Annotated in this window: 11 protein-coding genes; 8 read left to right on the forward strand and 3 right to left on the reverse strand. The window is 61.2% G+C overall.

Annotation, left to right across the window (positions count from 1 at the left end; translation table 11 throughout):
- Position 1: 1 nt before the first annotated feature.
- The 6 genes from X756_RS158730 to X756_RS158700 all read left to right on the forward strand — a co-directional run bounded on the left by X756_RS158730 (position 2) and on the right by X756_RS158700 (position 14,397).
- Positions 2-2,446, forward strand: a complete 2,445-nt coding sequence (locus tag X756_RS158730; protein WP_198020000.1) for a helicase-related protein — start codon at positions 2-4, stop codon at positions 2,444-2,446.
- The gene (locus X756_RS158725) at positions 2,446-3,327 is read left to right on the forward strand and encodes a hypothetical protein (protein ID WP_023728982.1); all 882 of its coding nucleotides are present in this window, start codon (positions 2,446-2,448) and stop codon (positions 3,325-3,327) included. The genes X756_RS158730 and X756_RS158725 overlap by 1 nt, the downstream gene beginning before the upstream one ends.
- A complete protein-coding gene (locus tag X756_RS158720; RefSeq protein WP_156941341.1) occupies positions 3,320-6,439 on the forward strand; it encodes a hypothetical protein in 3,120 nt (1,039 codons plus the stop codon). Before X756_RS158725 ends, X756_RS158720 begins: the two co-directional genes overlap by 8 nt.
- 754 nt (positions 6,440-7,193) lie before the next feature.
- Positions 7,194-11,768, forward strand: a complete 4,575-nt coding sequence (gene dpdJ / locus X756_RS158710) for a protein DpdJ (protein WP_023728985.1) — start codon at positions 7,194-7,196, stop codon at positions 11,766-11,768.
- Positions 11,768-12,313, forward strand: a complete 546-nt coding sequence (locus X756_RS158705) for a hypothetical protein (protein ID WP_023728986.1) — start codon at positions 11,768-11,770, stop codon at positions 12,311-12,313. The genes dpdJ and X756_RS158705 overlap by 1 nt, the downstream gene beginning before the upstream one ends.
- Complete coding sequence (locus X756_RS158700) at positions 12,310-14,397, forward strand: hypothetical protein (protein ID WP_023728987.1); 2,088 nt, start codon at positions 12,310-12,312, stop codon at positions 14,395-14,397. The genes X756_RS158705 and X756_RS158700 overlap by 4 nt, the downstream gene beginning before the upstream one ends.
- 96 nt (positions 14,398-14,493) lie before the next feature.
- Here the strand turns inward: X756_RS158700 and X756_RS158695 are convergent, their stop codons facing one another.
- The 3 genes from X756_RS158695 to X756_RS158685 all read right to left on the reverse strand — a co-directional run bounded on the left by X756_RS158695 (position 14,494) and on the right by X756_RS158685 (position 16,533).
- On the reverse strand, positions 14,494-14,787 hold the full coding sequence (locus X756_RS158695; protein WP_023728988.1) for a hypothetical protein: 294 nt from the start codon (positions 14,785-14,787) through the stop codon (positions 14,494-14,496).
- 231 nt (positions 14,788-15,018) lie between these two features.
- Positions 15,019-15,417 (reverse strand): hypothetical protein, encoded by a 399-nt coding sequence (locus X756_RS1000000168630; RefSeq protein WP_156941343.1) that lies wholly within the window; start codon positions 15,415-15,417, stop codon positions 15,019-15,021.
- A 627-nt stretch (positions 15,418-16,044) separates the two neighbouring features.
- Complete coding sequence (locus X756_RS158685; RefSeq protein WP_245264452.1) at positions 16,045-16,533, reverse strand: hypothetical protein; 489 nt, start codon at positions 16,531-16,533, stop codon at positions 16,045-16,047.
- Positions 16,534-17,473: 940 nt separating this feature from the next.
- Here X756_RS158685 and X756_RS158680 point away from each other — a divergent pair.
- Both X756_RS158680 and X756_RS0133690 read left to right on the forward strand, forming a co-directional pair.
- Positions 17,474-18,298, forward strand: a complete 825-nt coding sequence (locus tag X756_RS158680; protein WP_156941344.1) for a hypothetical protein — start codon at positions 17,474-17,476, stop codon at positions 18,296-18,298.
- 15 nt (positions 18,299-18,313) lie between these two features.
- Complete coding sequence (locus X756_RS0133690; RefSeq protein ID WP_031237882.1) at positions 18,314-18,547, forward strand: hypothetical protein; 234 nt, start codon at positions 18,314-18,316, stop codon at positions 18,545-18,547.
- Positions 18,548-18,643 lie beyond the last annotated feature (96 nt).

Raw genomic sequence — 18,643 nt, forward strand, 5'->3', positions numbered from 1 at the left:
CATGGTGAGCGTATCCCCGTCGCCAGAACCGACCCTCCGGGAGCAATTTCGCGCCGCGCTTGAGAGTGGGATCGCGCCAGAAATGATAGTATTGCCGCCCTCGACCTGGCACCCCGATTATCCTTGCTGGCGCTTCTTATCGCTGCTCCGGCGTTGTCCCACGCCCACGCTCGATCATGGCGTGCTGCTGCGGCAGGCAGTGCGCTGGTCAGGCGGAAAGTTCTTTGTCGGCGGCTGCACTCCGGCACTTACCACAGTCGGCACGGCGTGCGGGGTTACACTTTCGGCCGCAGGGGATCTGATCGCCGCACCTTATCGTCCGACGTGGCTGCTAGACGAGCATTGGCTTGACGGTCAAGGGCTTGACGAAGCGCCAGTACCGGCCATTCCCGACGAGAGCCTTCCGGCAGAGCCGTGGCTTTGGTCGCTGGCCAAAGGCCAGATGCGCAGTTGGCACTCTGCAGCGCAGAAAGAGGCCTGCTGGCAGGCGTTGACAGCAGCGCCAGGCTCGACCAGTTTGCTGGGCCTGCCGACCGGTGCGGGTAAGAGCTTGAGCTTTCAACTCGCCGCCCGGTTCAGCGCCGGGGTCACCATTGTAGTGGTCCCGACCACGGCGCTCGCGATCCATCAGGCTCTTGCGGCCAAGGACATCTTAGCCGACTTCCCGCATCTCGGTCCGCGCTATTTCTCCGCCAACGATCCCACCAGTGACCCCGCCGCTGTGCGCGCCGCCTTGCGTGACGGGAGTTGCCGATTGCTGTTCGCTTCTCCTGAATCCTGCGTGTCGGGCAGTCTTCGCGCGGTGATCGACGATCTAGCGGCCGCCGGACGGCTCGATACATTGGTGGTTGATGAAGCGCATATCATAGATTCCTGGGGCGGACATTTTCGCGTCGAATTTCAACTGCTCGCGCTGCGCCGTAACCAATGGCTGGCGCTGAGCGGCGGAACGCTGCGAACGCTCCTCCTGTCGGCCACCTTCACGCCGCACTGTCTCGACCTGCTCCGCACCATGTTTGGCGGCGATCGGTGGCAACAATTCGCCTGCCAGCGACTGCGCCCCGAAATCTCCTATTTCCGCGGCGGTTTTACCGTGGCGGACGATCGCGAGGCGGCGCTCCTCGAAGCGCTTCACCATATCCCGCGGCCGCTAATTCTCTATGTGACCGAGGTCGACGAGGCCATTCACCTGCGTGAAGTGCTTGTCAACGCTGGGTTTGCCGCGACGGAATGCTTCCACGGTGACACTTCGGGCTCCGATCGCCGCCGTCTGCTGCTCGCATGGCGGAGCAACGAGATCGAGATCATGGTGGCGACCTCGGCCTTTGGCATGGGGGTCGACAAACCCGACGTCCGCGCCGTCGTGCACGCTTGCTACCCTGAGAATGTCAATCGCTACTATCAGGAGGTCGGGCGGGGCGGCCGCGATGGCGCCAAGTCGATTGCACTTTGGATTCCGGTGATCCCCAAGGATCGGAGGGTCGCTACGAGTCTGTTGCCCAGGATGCTTGGTGCTGACCTCATCAGGTTGCGCTGGAAAACCCTGCTGGCTGCGGCGCGCGATAAGAAGGACAGCGTCCTCGACATGCCCACCAATGCCAAGCACCAACGACTGATGGGCGGGCGTAGCTATGGCGAGAATGTTCGCTGGAACAAGCGATTGCTGCTGATGATGGCGCGCGCCGGCCTGATCGACATCGTTGGCCTCCAGTTTGAGGAAGATGCCAGCGAGCCCGATGGGCGGGTAGAGCGGGTGAGCATACGCTGCAATTTTGTGCCGAGCGACCTGCGGATCGCAGAAATGCTGAGGGCGTCGCGCGAGCGCGATCTCGGCGAAGCAAAGCGCGGCATCACGGCGCTCGACGACTATCTCGCCGGCAAGTCTAAGATCTGCCGGTTGCTGCGCCGCGAATATGGCGCTGAGACCATCATCGCCTGTGGCGGCTGCTTCGCTTGCCGCGATGAGCATCTCGATCCTCATTCGATTCCGGCCCTCGACTTCGATCCCCCACGGCTGACCAAACCCAAGCTCGACATCGTCGCCACAGAGATTTTCTCGAGCGGCGCAAAGGCGATCGGCGCGGTGGCCGATCGCGTCGCCGATCTTGTTAGAGAGCACGGACTGATTCATTTCCTGTGCGCGTCCGATCTGCTGAATTCGTTGACGACAGCACTGGCTGAGCGCCTCATTCCGACCAGCCGCTACTATTATCGTCTCGATGATGCCCGAGAGATCGGCCGCCTCAATGTTGATCCCGCGAGCCATGTGGTCGCAATTCACGGGCGCATACCCGATCGCGCGATGCTGCGCGTTCGCGCCGGCTCGCGGGTCTCGCACCTTTTTCCGAAGGACGCCCAGATCACCGATGCCAATGAGCGTGTTCTTCTTACCCATGATGGTGCGTCCTTCTTTCCCTCCTATGATGAATGGCTGAGACAGGTCTGATGTTTTCCGATTCCGAAGCAACTCCAGCCCGCGTTGAGATGCTGCTCGACGTTGTGCGCACTATGAGTGACCGCAAGCTCGATACGTCGACGATACGCCAGCTTCTCCAACCCGCCGGGCTTCCAGGTCTGACGAGCAAAAGCGATCAGGCTCGGAGCATGATTGCGGCAGCCCGCGAACTCGACCTCATAGTGGATCACGCCGATGGAATGATCCGCGCTAGCCGTTTGCGCGACAATCGCTCCGCCCGTGAGGCCGTGGTCGAGGCGATCGATGAGAAGGTCTTACGCGACGACAAAATCGAGCCCTGGTTTGCGCTGTTCTACGCGTTCTTGCTTGGGCGTGATGAATCGGCTGCCGCCGGGCCTGACGCCGCGATGACATGGGAAGTGCGCTTCGAGCGCGAACTGTTCGGTGGCGCGAAGCAGAATAACCGATTCAACGACACAAAATATCGCGGTCTTAGGCGCTGGTTCCGCTATTGCGGGCTCGGCTGGCACGACGGCGATGACCGCTTCCACCCCAATCCGTACGAGCGCGTATCGCGGCAGTTACCAGCTATATTTGGCAACGGACGTGACATGCTGATCGACGACTTTGTAGGGCGGCTTTCCGAACAATGCCCTGAACTCGACGGGGGGCATCTCTTCCTCCGGGCCAATCCGACCTGGGACCACTCCGCCCGCGCGATGTCGCTCGGGCTGTCGCATGCGCTGGTCGATCTGCATCTCGACGGCGGTATCGTGCTCAACTGCCCGCTCGACAGCGATGGCTGGAGCATCGCCAAGGCGACACCGCCGCGTGATGGGCTTTTTCTGAAGTCCGACCTCATTTCTAGTGTCCGCTATGTCCCGGTCAAGGGGGCCCGTACTAATGGCTGAGCCGATCATCCTTCCTCAGCGACTGGGGCAACCCTGTTGGACCGATGCCAATCTGGAGGCAACGGTTCGGACCGTGGCCGCCATGGCCGACGAAAGCGCATCGCGTTTCCTAGCCACGCATGCACCGATGTCGCACGTCCGCGTCGGCGACTCCGAGCACACGCTCACCGACGTCAAGGTGTTCGAGCATATTGCGCGCTTGAGCGCTCGCGAGAATGTGGTGTTGGTGCACGGCGCGCCCGGCACCGGCAAGTCGCACCTCATCAATTGGGTGAAACTGCGCTACGACCATGCTTTGAAAACCGAGCAACTTACCGATGTGTTGCCGGTGCTCGTGCGCCGCCGAACCGGCAGCCTCAAGGATGCGCTGGAGCAGCTCGTCGAGCAACTGCCCAGCCGCTTTCACAAATACCTCGAACCGGTACAATCCGCGATTGACCGCATCTCCGAAAGGGAAGCGCGAAAGAAGCTTGCGACCGAACTCCATCTCGAACTCGGTGTCCGTTGGGAAGAAGCGGGCAGGCAGCCGCTGCCGCGTACGATCCGCCACCTCGCCGAAGCTTTCCATGCTGAAGGCTTTGGTGCCTGGCTTTGCCGCGAGGGCGGCGTGATCGATCGCAATATCCAGCAGTTGATCAGCCCGAGCGAAGTCCTCGACCGCGAGAGCTTTCCGCCTTTCACAGCGGACGAGTTCCGGATCGACAATCCGCAACAGCGCAGCCACGGCCTCAACACCGCCAATGTGCGCCGGCTGATAGACGAATTCGCCGAAGAGCCCGAGTCAGCAGAACAGGCCGCGCGCCTGTGCAACGAAAGCCTGCGCTCTGCGCTACGCGAGTTAACCGGTCTCGGCAATGCGGCCCTCTCAACGATTCTGCGCTCGATCCGCCAGGATCTGCGCAAGGAGAACAAACGGCTGGTCCTGCTGATCGAGGATGTCTCGACGCTCTCGGTACTCGACGACGAAGTCGTGAACGCGGTCGAGCCGCAGGACGACGCCAGTCTCTGCGATCTTACGTCGGTCCTCGGCATGACCGAGCAGGCCTATAGGCGTCTTCGCGACAACCAGTATGAGCGCGTTGCCGGCAGCGGCCTGATCCTGTCCTTTCCCGATGACACGACCGCTACATTCTGGGCCGACAAGAATGCAGAAATCGATCGTTTCATCGCGCGCTATCTGAATGCGTCGCGCCTGCCAGAGTCGCAGGTCGCTCTGATCGCCGATCATAGGCGGCTGGGAGGCGACGTGAGCATCAGTGCGTGTGACGACTGCCCGGTAAGAGAGGCATGTCATGCAGCGTTCGGCAGTGTGGCCTTTCGCGACACGGTCGTTGGCTTGTTTCCTTTCCGGCCGGGTACCGCACCATATCTGCTCGACCATCTTGACGAGTCGCAGAAAGGCGTGCGCCCGACCCAGCGCGGCCTGCTCGATCATGTCACCAAGCCGGTGATGCGCCATGTTGATGCGCTCAACCAAGGCCATCGCTATCCCCTGACCCTGCCGATCAACCGCCAACCGCCAACCGATTGGCAGACACTCGCAGAAACCTACCTTGGCGGATGGGCGGGAGGAGATCAGACACGCTTGCGCCTCCTAGTCGAAGCCTGGACTCGCAAAACCAAAGCACCTGACATCGCCAGCGACCTGAAAACGCTGCTAAGGCCGTTCAGCCTGCCGGAATTCAGCGCCAAAGCCGCCGACAGCGGGCCGGTTCAGCCGGTTCAAGAGTCCTCGTCGGACGGAAGCGGGGGGGCCGAGCGGATTGGAGGCGACACGTTGGTGTCCCAGCAGACGTCACCGGCCCCGGTCGATGCCGGCGCGCAAAAACAGCTCACTGATCTTCTAAACCGACTTGAGCGCTGGAGATCTGGTGAGAAGCTGGAGACCCCAAGAGACTATCAGGAGATGCTGCTCACCTTCCTGAAGGGAGCGCTTCCGCTCGATGATATCCGGTCGCCGGCGGTGCCCGCTCAGCGGCAATTGCGTGAGGCCAATCGCGGGTCGATCCGGATTGAGGACTCCGCTACCCAGGCCGTGACGAATAAGGCCGCCTTCACTTTTCTGCGCAACCAAGACAATTATGACCTCATTGTCGCCTTGAGCCATCACGCAGTGGTAGGCCGGGGCGCTTGGAACTTCCCACAAGGCGAACGCTACAAGCGAATCGTCGCGCGCTGGTTGCGCAGATATCAGCATGAGATCATCACCGCGCTCGATCCTGTCGGACTGTCGACGACGACGCCAATCAAACACGCAACCAAATTCTTGTGCATGTCGGCAATCATAGAACGCCGCGCCGAACTGCCGCGCGATACGCCGCTTGCCTTATCGCGAGCGATTTCGAACGACCCTATGACCCTGCCGACGGTACTCACCGAGCCGCTGCGCAAACTCTACAATGACCTCCCCGAGCGCCGGCGTATGTTGCAAACGTTCTTGGTCGAAGAGACCAGCCTTCCCCAGGGGACGTCCGGCGGCATCGTCGTTATAGATCCACTGATCATTACAGAGGCAATCACCGAGGCGCGCAGCGATCCCTCGATCGAGCCGCTCTCCGCGGAGTATTCGGCAAGCTACTGGAAGTCGCGCTATCAGGCGGTCGATGGGCTAAAGGCCTGGGCGGGTCTGGCCGACGCGATAATGATCGAGCGCGAGGCGATTGGTGACCTGGTGAGCAAGATCGACCATGTGCTTGCGCGCTACGGCTTTACGACCGGAGGAGACTATGCCGGCTTCATCGAATTCATCGCCGACACCGGCCGGTTGATCGATTTGCTAAAATCGGCCTTTCGCTGGCCGGCAAGCGGGATCGACTTCTTCAAGCGCGAACGGATTGCCGATCGCAGCGGCACGTTCGCGCAGGTACTGGCGAATGCCGCCGCGGTCGCGGAAGGGATCAACGCCTCCGAAGTGCTTCTGTTCGATCCTGAGGCACTGAGGGGGGTCGCGACGGTCGTCGAGCGCTGTCGGTTGCTGGTCGAGGAAGCGACTGAGCTTTCCGAAGCTAAGCTTGCCCATATGAGCGTGGAAGGCGATCCCGACGTGCTCGAGAGCGAGATTGTAGCAGAGCTCGCGCGGGTCGGCGGCCTTGCGCAGGGGGGTGTGGCATGAGCCGAATTTCCGATCTCACCGCCCGCATGCAAGTAATTCCTGACAAAGAGAAGCGCGCCACCCAACTGGGAGAGATGGTCGCGATCCGCGACAAGCTCAGGGCCTCCGCTGATCTCGCCGATGAGCTGCGCCGCCTGACTTCCGCCCTTAAGGCTATTGAAGGCACAGACTTCGTCGACAAATCCGAACAGGGACTGGCGCAAGCAACCTCCAACGCGTTCCGATTGAAGGCACGCCTCGAAGCCGGATCGGGGTTCGAGCGCAAGCGCGCAGACGAAACCCTGACCGCGATCAATGAGCGCCTCGAAAATGCGTCGACCGCGGTCACCAGGGGTTGGCGGATGTTGGTCGACGAGCAGGGAAAACGCTACCAGCCGCTGGCCGAAGCCGCCGAGCGCGCCTCGCTTCCTGGTGCATCCGCTCTTAATGCCGCGATCGCTCAGCTCGAAGATTGGCGCGACGCTCCGCCCAAAACGCCGCATACGGCAGAAATCTATGTCACGAATGCCGCACTCATTCCCGCCGCGATAGCCAACCTGGGTCTTGAAGGGCGTGCCGGCAAGTTCATGGTCGATGCGGCCAACGGCCGCGCGAAGGCGAAGGATCTCCAGAATGCCGAGGTACTGGCATNGGCAAGTTCATGGTCGATGCGGCCAACGGCCGCGCGAAGGCGAAGGATCTCCAGAATGCCGAGGTACTGGCATTCCTCGGTGCCAATCCAGCGATCTGGTCAATGTTGAAAGTCGGGCTCTAAATGAACATGGCATCACCGGCATTCGTCTCGAACTTCCTCAATTTCATCGAAGAATGCGAGCAGCGGCTCCAGAATTGGGGCTTCTACGATGTCGCCTTCGACGAAGCCGACCTTTCGGCCCTCATCGAAAACGACGCACCCGATCAGTTGCGCGAGGCATGGGACGCGCTTGCCACCGACGGCCTCGATCTTGGCACCCTGCTGACCCAGATGCGGCGCGCCGACCTCCTGCATCTGGTGCCCGATGGCTCGGGACGGGTCCGCAGCCGCTTTGCCGAAGGGCTTCGATTGCTTGCGCATCTGCGCCAGCGCTTCGGCTATCAGGACTGGGCGAGCGGCCGCCGCCTTGTCGCCGACATCAAGCTCCATCTTGCACCGCGACGCTATCCAGCGACTGGCATCACCGCCGACACCGCATGGGCCAGCATGGCGGCGTATGCGTCACAGCCGACCTTCCAGCGCGCAGTGTTTGAAGCTCTTGCGTCCCGGCCAGATCGAGGAGGCGCCTTCTCCTTCGCCGGATTCCAGGTGCGCTCCTTCGAGCGGATCTTCCGATCCTATGGCGCCGAGGAGCAAAGCGGGACGGTGGTTTGCGCAAGCACCGGTGCGGGAAAGACCAAAGCGTTCTACATTCCCGCCTTCACCGCGATCGCTGGCGACCTCGGCAGATCGGCCAATCGCTTCACCAAGGTCATTGCGGTCTATCCGCGAAATGTCCTACTCGCCGATCAGCTCCGTGAAGCGATTTCCGAGGCGGGCAAGCTCAGCACAGTCCTAAAGGCCAATGGCATTCGGCCGATCACGGTCGGGGCTTTGCTGGGGGATCTTCCGCCCGCCGACCAGTTTGATCTTGGGGACAAGAGCCGGTTCCTCAAACAATGGAAGCGCGTACATAATCGCGGATGGGTGGTGCCCTTCCTTCGCGCGCCCTTTCATGTCAGCCGTGGCGAACTCGTCTGGCTGGATGCCGATCGCAGGGCCGGACGGACCACCCTTTATCGCGTCGACGCGCTCGACGAGCCGCCGGAGATCTCCGATGGTGTCATCCAGTTGACCCGCGAAGGTCTGCAGGCCAATCCGCCCGATATCCTGTTCCTGTCGCTCGAGATGATGCATCGAGAGCTCGGCAATCCGGCTTGGGCCAAGACATTTGGCATCGGCGTCGACGAAAAGCCGCGGCTGTTCCTGTTCGACGAGGTCCACAACTACAGCGGGCTGAGCGGCGCCCAAGCGCCCTGGATCATCGCGCGCTGGCGTCAGGCGGCGCGGCTTAAGGGACTACATGTCGTCGGTTTGTCGGCAACGCTGCGTGACGCGCCCAAACATCTCGCAACGATTGGCTGCGTCAATCCCGAACGCGTGGTCGAATGCACCCCGATGGATGACGAACTCGAAGCTGAAGGCCGCGATTACACCGTCATCGTCAAGGGCGACGCTGCGTCCGGCGCCTCGCTGCTCGCCACGTCGATCCAGGCGGCCATGTTGCAATCGCGGCTGCTGACACCCGCCCATGTCAGCTATCCGCTGGGGACGAGCCTTGCCGGTCGGTCGCTCTATCTGCGCAAGGTCTTCGGCTTTACGGATCAACTTGACAGCCTCAACCGCTGGCTCCCCGATCTGGATGACGCTGAATGGAACCGCTTGGCCCAGTATCGGCTGCCGCCGGACAAATCCGGCCAGACGGTAAGCCAGTCGACCGAACGCGCAATGCTTGCGGACGGCCAGATTTGGTCGCTGCCAGATACGCTCGGCTATGACCTCCGCCAGGGCGCTCGAGTGAGCCGCTGCAGCTCTCAAGACCCAGGCGCCGATACCTCCTCCGACATCATCGTCGCCACCGCGAGCCTCGAGGTCGGCTACGATGACCCCGATGTCGGCGCCATTATTCACCACAAGGCGCCGCGCAGCATTGCATCCTTCCTGCAGCGCAAGGGTCGGGCGGGGCGCACGCGCGGTTCGCGACCGTCGACGCTGGTGATCTTGTCGGACTGGGGCCGCGACCGCTGGCTGTTTCAGAACAGCGAGCGCCTGTTCCAGCCGGATGTCGAACCAATCAAGGTGCCATTGCTCAATCCCTATGTGCAGCATGTCCAGGCGACGAGCTTCCTGCTCGACTGGCTCGGCCGGCGGGTGGGCGCAGCGGATCCGGTGCGTTATTTGCGGCGCCCCGGCAAGTATGACGCCGGCGCGCGCGGACGCGCGGTCGCCTTGCTGCGCCGCCTGCTCGATCTCGGCGACGACTATGCCGCCTTCCGCCGCGATCTAGGCTGGGTGGTGCGCCATACCCAGCGGTTCAGTTCCGCGAGCGACGAGGACATCGATCGGGTCGTCGACACGATGCTCTGGGAAGCGCCACGGCCAGTGCTTCGCCACGCCGTGCCGTCGCTGCTGCGCAAGCTCGAGGCGGAATGGCGTTTCGCCGATCTACGCCGGAGCAATGATCGCGAGGACAGCGCCGCGCGCCAGCCGCTTCCAAGCTTCATCCCCGCCGCATCCTTTGCCGATCTCGCGGCGTCGGATGTGACGGTCGACTTTCCGGGGACGAACAAGGACACTGAAGCCCGCGGGATCGCGGCGCAACTCATTGAATCTTGTCCGGGGCGCGTCTCCAAGCGCTTTTCGGTAAGCCGCCAGGAGCGCGGCTATTGGCTCGCCGGGTCCGAGCAACTTCTCACCGCGCCCAGTCCAGTCATGGTGCCGGCGCGCCAGTTCTTCCCCGACAGTCTCGCCATCGGCACTGACCGGGCCTCGGCAGCACTCCAGCCGCTGCGCGTGGCGCTGGTTGAGCGGCCGCGCGACGTCAAGGACAGTAGCAATGCCGCCTGGCTCTGGGTGAATAGCGCCGAGCGTGTCGGCGAAGGGCGCTCGCTTCCCTTGTTCAACCGGCAACATTGGCAAGACGTCTTCGACGACACGCGCGCCTATCTTCACGGCGACCTTAATGCAGTGCTGATTCGCCGTCGCACCAGTGAAGGCCGCTTCGACATCCTAATGAACCGCGGCGTTGAACGCCGCGGTACCGTCCTGCTCACGTCAACTTCGGACGATGGCGAGAAGGTGCGCGAGTTCGTCGGCTTTGAGCAGACGGTAGACGCCCTTGTATTCCAGATTCGCGAAGAGCATCTGCGCTCCCGCCCGTCGCTCGATGAGGCGACCATGGGCCGGCTGCGCCAGGACTATTTCAAGCATCTGCTCATGGACTCGTCGCTGCTGCGTGAAGCGGCGAGCAGCTTTACGCTCGAATGGCTGTGGCAAACCAGCCTTGCGATGCTCACCGCGACGGCGTTCAAGGGCAAGTGCAGCCTGAAGGTGGCGCAGGAGCGACTCTCCAGCAAGCGGGTAGCGTCGATCGGGCGAGTGCTTTCGCGTATGTTCAGCGTTTCCGCGCTCGACGATCACGATGCTGACGATCATGATGCCGGCGGCAAGACGCGTCAGCGGCTCGAGGCGCTCTGGTCCGACCCCGCTTGCGGCGTAGAAATCTCGCGCGCCGAGACCGCGCTGTGGTCAGATCTCGGCGAGGATTTCGAGGCCTGGCTGCGCCAGCGCCATTTACGAACGCTCGCCGAGGCCTGCCTCAGCGCCGTCCATGCCATTGCGACCGACGTCGGCGAGGGTGATCTCATGGTGGATGTCCTCAGCGATGACGGGAATCCGCGGATCGTCATTTCGGAAAGCGCGCCCGGCGGCATCGGGCAGATCGAAGCTTTCGTGCAGACGTCGCTCGACGGTGACGGTGACGGTGCGTTCGAGCGGGCGCTGGCGCACGCGCTTGGCTTCTGCACCCGCGCGCACATTAGCAAGAGCCTGGTCGCCGTCGCAGCTCGCGCCCGCACGCCGGAGGCGCTCGCAGACGCCTTCGACACGGTCAGGCGTGCGCGGGGCTATCAGCAAACTCTCTCCGCGCAAGCGGGCCTCACCAGGACTTTGGAAGAGGCGGGCCTTGGTGCGTCACGCCAAAATGTCGTTGCAGTGACCGGCCACCTGCTCCAACAGAGCAGCGACTCGACCACCGACGCTTGGTTCGACGCTCTTAACCGCTTGTGGGCGAACAGGGAAGGGCGGCTTGGTGCGCCCATCGATGCGCGCGTTTTCGCCTATCTGTTGGTCGATTCCCCCAGTGTCCGGCGGCGCTTCTCGGCGATGATCGGGCGCAAGACCGGGCAGCAGCCAACTGAGGTACAGCTGTTCGCGCGGATCCAGGATTTTCTGCTGCCCGGCTGCCATGACAGCTGTCCCCAATGCCTTGCTAACTCCAATCGCTTCGCCGGCGACTTTCGTCCTTCGCGCGAACTGACCGCCCAGTGGCTAAGCGCTTCGGGGCCTAAGACGCCGTCGCTCTCGGTATCGCCGGGTTGGGTAGAGCGCCTCCAGGCTCTGCTGGCGAACGAGGACAGGGTTGAGATCATCGGCGCCGTGGACGACCTAGGGGAAATCGCGCGGGCGCTGCAGACGCTCCTCACGGAGCCGTTTGAGCGCGATTATCTGCTCGTCTGGCCTATCCTGAGCGGCGTGTCGCGCAATCCTGACGGCTGGCGCGTGGGCGTCGAAATCCGCAACATGGGAGTGCGGTGATGCGACCCGTGCTGCAAAGCCGCGACATCTGGACCCACGGCGGCGGCTGGCCGCTTCCCGACCTGCTGCGCTCGGCGCTGGCGTCGCTCCTGCTCTTGGGCGTGCATGACCGGCCGGCCTATTTTGCAAGCCCCTGGATCACCGATTTCGACCTGTTCGATAACCGCTTTAGGGACTTTGCCGCGCTATTTCCGCGCCTCGCCGAACAGCCATGGATCCGTTTCTCGGATTATTTGAGCGTGCTCTCGACCAAGCTCGAAGTGCGACTGCTCACCACCGATAATGACCGCTCGGGCGCCTTCATGAGCACCCCGGCGCTTAGGAGTGCATCGCGCGTGGCGTGTCGCCTCGGCGACAACAAGTTCCACGAAAAGGGCATTCTCGCACCAACCTTCTACATTGAGGGATCGATGAACCTCACCCATTTCGGAGTTCGCGTGCGCGGCGAAAAGGTCGTCTATCACAGCGTCGTCGGCAATGGCGTGCCCGCAAAGATTGCGGCGGCCTATCTCGAGTTCGACCGTCATTGGAAGACGCTTGCATGAGCGATAACAACAACACGATCATGTCGATGCTCGACATGTTTGGTGCGCGACTTCCTGGCGATTTGGCTTTTTCGCTATCCCAAAACGGTAACGTTTCCGCCGACCATCCGCTCGCCGGCGAGATCGCCGCAGCGCTCGGCGGCAAGGCCGCGTCTCTCCCCTATCCTCGCAAGCAGGATGTCATGTGGGTGACCCTCGGTCCGACGGCGGAGCAGCTTCGGCGCGTGATCGAGGATCTGCGGTGCTGGGTCCTTCCGAGCTTCGGCTGGGAGTCCGCGCCATCGATCGTCACGGAGGGCGGCGCGAGCGGACAAATGGGGTTGCTGTTGCTTGCGCAGTCGCCCCACGGTTATTTCCGCTGGCACAGTCGTCCGGCGGACACGAATCATCTTATTGCGCGCCTGGCCACGATGCGCGCGGTCATCGCGCAAGCACCCGCCCGCCAGTCGCAGCTGCGCCCGACCCTTGAAATGCTGCGCCGCCAGTTCACGCTGGGGCTCGCTACTGGCGACCGGAACACGGCGCTCCAGGCGATCGACCAAATCGACCAGCGCCAACTCGATACGGCGTCCAATGCGCTCTCGATGCGCATTCGCCTTGCGGCAGCTTTTGGCGACGATCGGGCGATCGTCGAAAATCCGCAATTAGACATCCTGCTGTCGATGCAGGTGCCCCAGCGCGTCGTCGAAAGCGTGCTCATGGCCCACCATGCGGTCTTTTTGGCCGATCACGAGGCTACGGGGGACATCAAGACTGCCCTCGCGGCGTATCTGCCCTTATCCGACCGGCTTGCCGGGCTTGCCGATCATCCTGCGGATGATGCCGATACCGGAGTCGTGCGCATGGCGGCCTATGAGGCGGCGGTCATGGAAGACGCGCTCCGGCTCCGTGAACTGGCAAACCGTTTTTCGGGCGATACGGTTGTTGCGACGATCGCTGCGAGTCTGACGGCGATCGCGCCGCAGCCAGCTTCAGAACTCGCGCCGCAACCCGTTGCAAAGACCACAGCCCAGTCGGTCGCGTCGCCAATTGTAGAGCTCGTCGAGCCTCCTGTTGCCGAGGGTGAAACGGACAGAGTAGAGCGGGCACCGGTCACGGCCGAACCCACGCTGCCGCTCGGCTGGTCGGACGTTCCTACGCTCGTTGCGACCAGCGCACACGAACCCTTGGCGGCTTTCCTCCAGCACGCTGCTCTGATGCCCGACGCCTGCGATCCGGGTGATGGCGACTTCGTCATCGAGCTCTTCACGGACTCGGGCATCACAGCGGATACGAAGAAGCGCGCCCAGGCTGATCAGGTCCTGACAACAGTCATCGACGCCTATGTCTGCGAGGAGCGGTTTCCGCGACGAGAACGCCTTACACTCTATCAGGCAGTGCTCGACATCTGGTCGTCGAGCCGCGCACTGTCCACCGATCTGATAGACGGACAGTTGCTGCTCACCATGGCGGACGCACTACTGCGTCTCGACGGCCGCTTGGAGGGCGTGGTCGCAACTGCGGTCACGCGCTGGTGGGAAGCTCGGCCGGTCCGCTCGCGCCTTGCCTGGCTTGGAGAAGCTCTAGAGCTTCTCACCGAGCAGAGCACCGCTCAAGACTATCTTGCCGTATGGTACGCGGGTGCCGGGCTCATAAACATCGACCATGAAGGGTTTTCTGTCGCCGACCGGCATCTTTGGTACCGGCTTGGTCGCCGCCTCGGCCTGGACGTGGCCACGACAGACAAAGCGCTCGGTGGAGATTGGCAACCCCTCGAAGCTGCGGACGACCCGCTGCTTGCGGCGGGGTTCAAGAAGATCGCAATAGTCTCGTTGCATGAACGTGCGGCGCGAGAAGCGGCCGCGCAAATCGAACATCGCACGCAAGCCCATGTCGTCATAGTGACGGATCATGCTGCAGGGGAAGGTACCACGTCAGCAGCAACGGCAGATGTCATCTTATTCGTGTGGGGTGCCGCCAAACACGCAGTTTATCGTGCTTTCGATAAGGTAAGAGATCGTCTCGAATATGTGCAAGGGACAGGTAGCGCGAGTATCGTCCGGGCGCTCGAACGCAGAGTTCGCGTGACGGGAACCGAGATGTAGCGGTCTTCCACGATCATCGATCTCACATAGCGACAGCGGTGGTGCGCAATCGAAGATCACTGTTCGCAAGGCCGCCACGGGTAGGCGTCCAGGCTGTTAATCGTCAAGCTGAATACGCCACATCCCCTGATTGCCACCCTCTATCCAATGACCCTCGAGGATGTCTGCGCCAGCAAATCGATGCAGCGTCGCACGGCCATTCATAGCTGAAAATTGGAGTTTGAAATGGCCTGGCTCCAGTTCTGGTCCTTCGTAAACAACCAATTGCCCGTCATCCCTGTATGAGACGGCGATGGATCCATCGCTGATCCTGACCTCGCAAGAATCACCCCAGTCCCATTCACCCTCGGCGGTGAACATTGTCATTGTGCAATTCTTGAACACCGTCATGTTTTGCTCTCGCCATTGTGTGTTGATTGTCGAACCACGCACCAACTCGTCGACAACGATGGTTGGATAGGTCAGTCGGGACGCGCCATTCCAGAGCGGAAACTGGGTTGGAGACCCGGTCGACCTCGCAAGTGCCAGCGAAGGAGACCTCCGCCACCATGTCGGCAATGGAACCACTTTACATGAACTCGACAACATATCGGGCGAAGATAGTGGCTGACAATCGACAGTCTATCTCAGCGGCTTGGCTGGCCTGCCGACGTGGCGTTTCTTGCCTCCGGGAGGCGAGGGCTTCCCCGGTGTTTGTTGCAGTGTCGGTTTCGACCGTTTCCCCTCAATCGCCTCCATATAGGCGACGCACTCCTCGTACACGAGCATCGGCTTGGCTCCGCTCGGATATCGCTGTTGCGGCCAACCCTCGTCATCGAGGTGATTGTAGTAGCTGACCCTCGACTTATAGCCGAGCATCTTCATGAAATGGCCAATGGTTACCCATCTTCCGCCGGCGTGCGGCGTTGGAGCAGGCGGCGCTGGCCGTGACGCTGCGATCAGCTGGCCAAGCGCGCGGACTTCGGACAACAGCATTTGCAACTGACGGTCGAGGTGGTTGAGGCTTATTTCGTTGGTCACTTTTGGCTCCTTGTCGATAGAGCCAGTGTACGTATAGGGGTGCTCAAATCCACCGTGCCGGACCCCTTTTAACCGGGCTGCGCGATTTCGCGCGCAATCACCGCTTTTTCTCAACCGGGTTGAACGAAGGGCACTGGAAAGTGTGCCGGCGGATGGGGAAGTTCGCTAGGGCCATCGCAATCATTATGCAAGAATAACAATGGGATGTGCGAGGTCCAGACAAGCCAATATCCGGATGCGGCATGCCATGCTTGTCTCGTTGATCTCCGCGCATCGGCGCTCCAAGGAAGAACGGCGTATACACCGCAGTCCTGCGGACGTCCGCAACGGCGACGATCGTCGGATGCAGGACGGAGGAAATTCGCCCCCGCCGCGGGCGGTTAACGGGACAGCCGTAGGAGCGCCAGCATCGCGCCGGCCGCAGGACGGGACGCGGGACCGACTGTCCCCGTCCACGGCGGTCCGCATGCCTTTTTGCGGCACGATGGAAGCCGACCGGCTGACTTTGCGCGCAGTTCCGGGTCTCGACAGTCCGGCCGCCGATCGGCGACGATGCGATAGGATAGGCTAGTTCCAGCGCCGAGTTTACCCTGAAGAAGTCGATCAGGTGTTGCACTTTCGGCTCCCTCAATTGCGTGGCAGCTTGTGAATTTCCAGCCTGACCGGCCCGCCCCTGTCACAACTCGTGCAAAAAAGCGCGCGCTCGACTGAACTGAACAGAGCGCCTTTGCCATAGCGCTTGATGAGCCCGGCAGGCTTCACCGTCGCATGGTGTGAGCAGGATCGGCACCAGGCCCGCAACACATGCCATTCCCGAAGGTCTCCGAGGGCAACATCGAGGCCGGCGTGAACGCTGCCGTCGATGATGGTCTGTGGCGGGATCTTCACCTCGCCTGGTGTCAGGATTTTTTCCATCACATGCCGACTGTTGTAGTGGATCAGCAGCATGCCTGGGCGGCGCCGGATGGCGGCCTGCCAGGCTGCCTGGCTCACCGTTGAATCGGGAGAACGCGAAATGGTTTCTGACAAAGCCCGCTCCTCGCGATCCCAGACCTCGATCCGAAAATTGTCTTCCGCTGTTTTTGCCATAGCTTCGCCGGCCAGTGCGATTGACACCGAGCCATGGTCCTCTGCTGCTCAAGATCACGCTGAAATAAGGAACATATTCCTCTGTCGTCAAGTGCGCGTTCGACTCTTGTTCGCATTTTGTTCACATTGACAGACTAAGCAGGCGCCACCGGATGACCTCCGCACCGACCAGAACGTCACCATGGTCGCGAAGTTCTGCCAGGAACGAGGGCTTAAGCACCACCAGACGCGGCACGTGCAAAGCAATATGGTCGAATGGCAAGTATGAAACCTATCGGCTCCATTGCTTCAGCGACGCCGCATCGGCAGAGGCGTTCCTTGATCACTTCGAGGGCCTAAGGTTCAATCCGAGGCGGGTCCGGCAGAATGGAAAGGTGCGGGGCGTCTGGCGCGGCGCGGGCGAATACACCCCGGTGCTCGATCTCGGCCCACCCAGCGTACCAGAGATTCTGCGCAGCTAAGTCACAAGCTTTAGGGGCGAACTGGCGACCGCTAGGGATCCCGCCTGAAGCGGCTGCAGCAACTCAGCCTCAGGCTTTGTTGAACTGTCGAACAGGATCGACCATTAAACAGGGCTCAGACAATGTACGAGTGTTCAAGGTCGAGTTTTGACTGTATTGTGGCAGGAGGTTGGGTTGACAATGTCCAAAATGGACGCCGGGAATCGATCTTCTCACAGAACAGAGGTGCCGGGCAGCTTCTCTGCTTTTATGGATTCGGCGCTATTGAGCGTTCAGTCCAAGCACCCTGAACTTCCGACTCGTATTTCCGGATCAGATCGTCGGGTTCCTAACTTGGCGAACCCGGCCGGGATTCGACCCGCAAAGACTTCTTCATGCACTCTACGGTTGGCGGCCAAAGTGACCGGAGGTCAATGCTGACCTCGGTTCTGACGACGAAGACAGTTTTTTAAATTGATGGCACTGGAGGGACAGTTTTGCGCAGTAGGATTTCAGCGGCCACATGCTTGGCTGTGATGCCGATTTTGATGGCGGGGTGCGGCCTGAACGTGCCTCAGAAAGAGCTGTTTTACGCGAACGCGGTGGATGCGCAGGGCCGTTCCCGAAGCGGCAAGTTCGAAAGCAACGTGATTGCCAATATTCGCTGTGAGATCACGAAGGGAATCTACGATGCGGTCAATACCGGCCATATTCCTTGGATTGCTGGCTATGGTACCACGGTCTCCCTCAATTTGATCTGGGAGGAGTCATCCAATCTAAGCCCAGGATTGACATACTCGGATCCGATTGGGGCATCCAAGCTGTTCACTCTTGGGGCCGGTTTGAGTTCGTCAGAGAAGGCAACTAGAAATGAAGCGATAACGTTCACCCTTGAGAATGCAGTTCTTCTGGAGGATGCGCTGGCCACACGCAAAGCGCGTGGCAGTCTCGATTGTTCGGTTCTCGCGCCGGGTGCGAGGGTCGAGAGCGATTTGAAGATCGACGAGTTTATCTACGACAAGGCAACGATTGCGGGCGGTGGCGTAGCCACGACCAAGACCATCGACTATCCGCAGTTCAGCGTATTCCAGGAGACGCTTACATTTGTTGCCACTCGCACTGGAAATGTTACGCCCACATGGAAGCTCACTAAGTTCACCGCAAATCCTAGCGGCCCATTCCTGGGCGCGAGCCGCGTGAGGACGAGCACCATTATTGTTACGTTGGGCCCTCTTGCAAAGGCGGCGAGTCGTGCGGGGCCGGCCGAACTTACGTTGCAAGCGCGAGTTCAACACGACGCAGCCCTCATCGCTGGAGCAACGGCTGCGTCGATCAGCAGCCAGGCAAGGTAGAAAGGGGATTTGTAGATGGGCGAAGATGAAAAGAATGGCGTCGACGAGGCAGGGCTTTCCCTGGACAAAAAACTGGGCGTAAAGATAAACGGGAGGGCTTATTTTCCGCTCGATACTCTGGTCGCCAACCTAAATCCATGCGCCGGAAAGATAGATGGAACGTCTTGCGGAACAGGATGCGTCTGCCGTGCGGGGCAGTGCTATTACACCCTATTTCAGCTGGAGCAGAAGGGGTTTAGCGTTAAGTAGGATCTGGCGCTTGGACCAAAAGCGCTTCGGGCGTCCGAAGGGAACAAGGTTCTCAGTTTGCGGGCGAGAGGGATCTAACGGGAGGCGCACGATGGC

This window comes from Mesorhizobium sp. LNJC405B00 (assembly GCF_000502615.1).
In the GTDB taxonomy this organism is placed as follows: Bacteria; Pseudomonadota; Alphaproteobacteria; order Rhizobiales; family Rhizobiaceae; genus Mesorhizobium.